Source organism: Okeania sp. (assembly GCF_983059655.1).
Window position 1 is genome coordinate 1 of sequence record NZ_CEZPJD010000572.1, and the last position, 5,230, is coordinate 5,230.

At 35.1% G+C, this 5,230-nt stretch carries 3 protein-coding genes and 1 pseudogene; 3 read left to right on the forward strand and 1 reads right to left on the reverse strand.

Annotated elements, in window-relative coordinates:
• The first annotated feature begins 541 nt into the window (after positions 1 to 541).
• From thrS to AC3DU7_RS24360, 3 genes are all read left to right on the forward strand, one after another.
• The gene (thrS, locus tag AC3DU7_RS24350) at positions 542 to 2,368 is read left to right on the forward strand and encodes a threonine--tRNA ligase (RefSeq protein ID WP_488041882.1); all 1,827 of its coding nucleotides are present in this window, start codon (positions 542 to 544) and stop codon (positions 2,366 to 2,368) included.
• A 721-nt stretch (positions 2,369 to 3,089) separates the two neighbouring features.
• Positions 3,090 to 3,287, forward strand: a complete 198-nt coding sequence (locus tag AC3DU7_RS24355) for a hypothetical protein (protein ID WP_011611123.1) — start codon at positions 3,090 to 3,092, stop codon at positions 3,285 to 3,287.
• Positions 3,272 to 3,559 (forward strand): type II toxin-antitoxin system RelE/ParE family toxin, encoded by a 288-nt coding sequence (locus AC3DU7_RS24360; RefSeq protein ID WP_293056752.1) that lies wholly within the window; start codon positions 3,272 to 3,274, stop codon positions 3,557 to 3,559. Before AC3DU7_RS24355 ends, AC3DU7_RS24360 begins: the two co-directional genes overlap by 16 nt.
• A gap of 1,011 nt (positions 3,560 to 4,570) precedes the next feature.
• Here the strand turns inward: AC3DU7_RS24360 and AC3DU7_RS24365 are convergent.
• Positions 4,571 to 5,137 (reverse strand): annotated as a pseudogene (locus AC3DU7_RS24365) (Uma2 family endonuclease).
• Positions 5,138 to 5,230 lie beyond the last annotated feature (93 nt).

Genomic DNA, 5,230 nt, shown 5'->3' on the forward strand with positions numbered 1-5,230 from the left:
TCAAAAACTATAACGTTTGATATATGTAGTGTTGAAACCTCAAAAATCCCTCAATGGATAATTAACTAAACTAGAATAGAGTCTTCCTCTTTTCCTGTGAATCAAAATTGAGAAAAAAACACTAGATGTAGTCATCAAAAACTATAACGTTTGATATATGTAGTGTTGAAACCTCAAAAATTCCTAACTAAATGGATGATTAACTAAACTAGAATAAAGTCTTTCTCTGTTCCTGTGAATCAAAATTGAGAAAAAAACACTAGATGCAGTAGTCAAAAACTATAACGTTTGATATATGTAGTGTTGAAACCTCAAAAATCCCTCAATGGATAATTAACTAAACTAGAATAGAGTCTTCCTCTTTTCCTGTGAATCAAAATTGAGAAAAAAACACTAGATGTAGTCATCAAAAACTATAACGTTTGATATATGTAGTGTTGAAACCTCAAAAATTCCTAACTAAATGGATGATTAACTAAACTAGAATAGAGATTTCCTCTGTTCCTGTGCAAATATAAAAAAAAACAAGAATAAACAGCCAATGTCTAGGCCAGAATCTAATCCTTCCCCAGAACAACCAGAAAAAATCCATTTACCTCGCACCAGCGAGTCAGAAACCCTCAAAAAAATTCGTCACACCACATCTCATGTCATGGCCATGGCAGTACAAAAGCTGTTTCCCAAAGCCCAAGTAACAATTGGCCCCTGGATAGAAAATGGCTTTTACTACGACTTTGATACCCCCGAACCATTTACAGAAGCCGACCTCAAAACCATCAAAAAAGAGATGGTCAAAATAATCAAACGTGACTTACCCGTCATTAGAGAAGAAGTCAGCCGAGAAGAAGCTAAAAGTCGAATTGAAGCAATTAAAGAACCTTACAAATTAGAAATTCTTGAAGACTTAGAAGACCCAATTACTATCTATAATCTCGGTGAAGAATGGTGGGATTTATGTGCTGGCCCTCATATTGAAAGTACAAAACAAATTAATCCCAAAGCAATTGATTTAGAAACTGTTGCTGGTGCTTACTGGCGTGGAGATGAAACCAAAGCCCAATTACAACGTATCTATGGAACTGCTTGGGAAACACCAGAACAACTGGCCGAATATAAAAGACGTAAAGAAGAAGCTTTCAAAAGAAACCATCGTAAACTAGGTAAAGAATTAGGACTATTTATTTTTTCCGACCTTGTTGGACCGGGATTACCTATCTGGACTCCCAAAGGTACAATGTTAAAGAATTCATTGAAAGACTTTCTCCAACAAGAACAACAGAAACGGGGTTATTTACCTGTAGATACTCCCCATATTGCCAGAGTCGATTTATTCAAAACTTCCGGACATTGGCAAAAGTATAAAGAGGATATGTTCCCGATGATGGCTGAGGATGAGGAATCAGAAGCTCAGGAACAGGGTTTTGTTTTAAAACCAATGAACTGTCCATTCCATATCCAAATTTATAAACAGGACTTACGTTCTTATCGGGAGTTACCAATACGACTTGCCGAGTTTGGCACTGTTTACCGCCATGAAAAGTCTGGGGAATTAGGTGGTTTAACTAGAGTCCGGGGTTTCACTCAAGATGATTCTCATTTGTTTGTGACACCCGAACAACTTGATGACGAGTTTCTCAGTGTGGTAGACTTAACTCTATTTGTCTTTAAAAATCTACAACTAAAGAATTTTAAGGCTAGATTAAGTTTCCGAGATCCTAAGTTAGATAAGTATATTGGTTCCGATGAAGCTTGGGAAAAAGCTGAAGGTGCTATTCGTAGGGCTGTAGAAAGTTTGGGTATGGAACATTTTGAGGGTATTGGTGAAGCTGCATTTTATGGTCCAAAGTTGGATTTTATTTTCCAGGATGCTTTGGAGCGAGAATGGCAGTTGGGTACTGTACAGGTAGACTATAATTTGCCCGAACGGTTTGATTTGGAATATGTGGCAGAAGATGGGACCAGAAAACGTCCAGTGATGATTCACCGGGCACCTTTTGGTTCCTTGGAAAGGTTGATTGGGATTTTGATTGAGGAATATGCAGGAGACTTTCCTTTGTGGTTAGCTCCTACCCAAACTAAACTTTTGCCTGTTAATTCTGAATTTTTGCCCTTTGCTCAAGAGGTTGTTGCTCAAATGCGTCAAGTAGGTATTCGTGCTGAGGTGGATATTAGTAATGAACGTTTGGGTAAGTTGATTAGAAATGCTGAGAAGGCCAAGATTCCCGTAATGGCTGTAGTTGGAGCTAAAGAAGTCGAGTCAAATAGTCTGAGTATTCGGACTCGTGCTGCTGGGGAATTAGGTTCTATACCTGTGCCAGAGGTAATTGAGAAGATGACTGGGGCGATCGCTAACTATGAAAATTTCTAGACTTTAACAAAAAGTAATTGAAAATCAAAAATATACTTTAACTAATTCTAACACGAGTATTTGTATCCGCTTTCTGATAAATTGAGAGCGGGTTTATTTATTTGACTTGTTATTTGATAAGCTCTTGATAGTATTTAAAAGTTTTGAATTTAATAACGACTGAATGGCCATAAATTAATAATCACTAATTCTAATTTTCACCATTAAACTATGCCAAATTGAATTTAATCGTCTATCTATAAAAAGTAAAACTTTTCTTTGAGGACGACTAACAAGTCTAGACCAAGTTATACTTTGCAGGGATCATAAATATACATAAATATACATGATTGACCAATAAGTTATTAGCTATAAGTAATTACGCTGGTAGCTGATAGTTCAAAATGATAGTATTCTCTTTCAAAAGTTAAATCAGATTGTTATATTATTGATAGGTATATTACTTCCCTTATATCTAGAGCCAAGGTCGGCGATAATCTGACATATTTTTTTTGTTTGCGAAAGGCGCTAGAACATGAAAGCATCTAAATTTAAAGGAACTATATGAAACCAAAAGGTTTCAACATAATAAAGTTAAAGATAAAAATGATTAATATCTTAAAGGTTCCTCTAAGAGGGGATGTGTTTTTCGCTTTTTTATGCTTGGAAAGTGCGAAAACGCAAATTACCAGATGTCGCTGTCCAATGGCTCATGTACAGCTAGGAACAGTGACTTAATAATATGAACTTTATGAATACCGCTAAGAAAAAAGTAGAATCTCTATTAAGTAAATTGCCAGATAATTGCTCCCTTGAAGATGTTCAATATCATTTATATGTAATTGAAAAGGTTCTTCATGGTTTAGAAGTAGCTGATAAAGAAAGAAAAATTACACAAGAAGAAGCTGAAGGGCTTTTGAGTAAATGGGTTATAAAGTAGTTTGGTCTTCTAAAGCTATAGATGATGTGGATGCGATCGCCTCCTACATAGCGCGTGACTCTGTTTCTTATGCTGCAGCAGTAGTCCATAGGGTAATTAATGTCACCAAAAATTTGCTTCATAATCCTTTACAAGGAGAAGTAGTCAAAGAGTTTGGGGATGAAAGTTATCGACAAGATTATGCTTACAGTTATCGAGTCCTTTATCAAGTTAAAGGGGATCTAGTAATTGTGGCCGCAGTTATTCATGGAAAAAGGTTATTAGATTTATAGTTGAAGCGCGATCGAGTCCAATCAAATATTAGCTCAGAACCGAGTTTCATGAGAAGCTCGGTTTTCTAAGTCAGGATTTAGAAGTCAAAAATCAAAAGTCAAAAGTTAAGAATTTAGTTGAACGAACTGTCAGTCAACTTTCAAGTAAAGAAGTCAACGGAAGTCAAAAGTCAAAAATTAGAAGTTAAAACTTACATTCCGCACGACAAAATGTAGCATAAAAATATAAGTAAAAAGTGAGTGTGTAATTCTGAAGTTTCTCACGGCGCTTTTAAAGTGCGGAAATGCTTCCGCACACATTGCCTCCAGAATGTAAGACGTACATCTGAAAGTCATAAGTCATAAGTAGGGTTTGCTGAATAAAGTTTTTTTGGTAAGGGTAGGAGCCAGAATTTCCGTTTGTCACCGCGAAGCAAACAGGAGGAATGGGAATTATAGAAGAAGAAGTCAGAAGAATAGTACCTTGATTGTTCTGCTATAATCGTCCCAAAATACTAGTTTTATGCAGCTCTTTAGACCGAAAAGCTTGCACTTTTTTAGAAAAAAAAAAGGCTGAAACTAATATCAGTCAATGCTTTCATATTTAATCAGCAAGCCCTAAGTAAATTATAGTATAGCGCTGTGCGCAGGCAACAGGCAACAGCTCATCTGGCAACAGAGGGAATAAATTGCCGATAACATAAGACTTTTAGCTATTGGGCAAATCCTGCAATTTGTAAATATACCAGCGCTCATTGCTATAGTTAATAGGAGTCAATAATTCAGTAGGTATTTATGCTTAATATTTAACTGAGGACTTGACTCCCGATTAAGGTAAATGAGGATAATTTATATACTATAAATACTAAAAAAAAGCTAGGGATTTTATACTAATTTTTATGTCACGAATTGAAGTGCGGAATGTGGGTTAAAAGTAAGATTTTATAGGCTCAAAACTTTGAAAATATAGTAATTTTACAAAACTATTTAACATTAAAAGCTGATAGCTGATAACTGACAGCTAAATGCTTATTATTCATCTTCATCAAATACAGGAGGCCAAAGTTCAACAACAGGTAATTCCCACTCACCAAATAATTCAGGAATAGTCAAAATATCTCCATTTTCCAACTTAATTTCTTCACCATTAGGACGATAAACTATAACTATTTCTTCATCAGGATCTATCAATATTCCTACTTCCGCTCCTAATTATAAATATTTCTTGACTTTCTGTTTTAAAGGTTTAATTCTGTCACTTTTAGATTTAATTTCTACTACTAAATCTGGCACTAATTCCCCAAAATAACGAACACTTTTTTTCAAACGTTGGGCACGAACAAAAGAAACATCAGGAACTTTTAAATTAGTATCTGGAAGAATAAAAGCACCACTAGAATCAAACAAACGTCCGAGACGACGTGGGTAAACCCAATTACCTAATAATCTAATTAACTGAACGCCAACTTCACTAGAAATAATATCCGACGGACCCATGACTAATATTTTTCCTTCATCTAATTCTAATTGATAATCTAAATCTAATTTATCAAGAGTACCTTGCAATATTTCTAAGTCTTTAACTGTGAGATTTGACATATAATTTTTAAGAATTAAAGAACATATAAAAGGGAACAGAGAACAAGTCTCTATTCCCTATTAACAATTATAATTAGGGCTTGCTGATTAAAT

Bases quoted from the DNA above. Each gene is read 5' to 3' on its own strand.
- thrS (WP_488041882.1), top strand. From the start codon at position 542: ATGTCTAGGCCAGAATCTAATCCTTCCCCAGAACAACCAGAAAAAATC.
- AC3DU7_RS24355 (WP_011611123.1), top strand. From the start codon at position 3,090: ATGAACTTTATGAATACCGCTAAGAAAAAAGTAGAATCTCTATTAAGT.
- AC3DU7_RS24360 (WP_293056752.1), top strand. From the start codon at position 3,272: ATGGGTTATAAAGTAGTTTGGTCTTCTAAAGCTATAGATGATGTGGAT.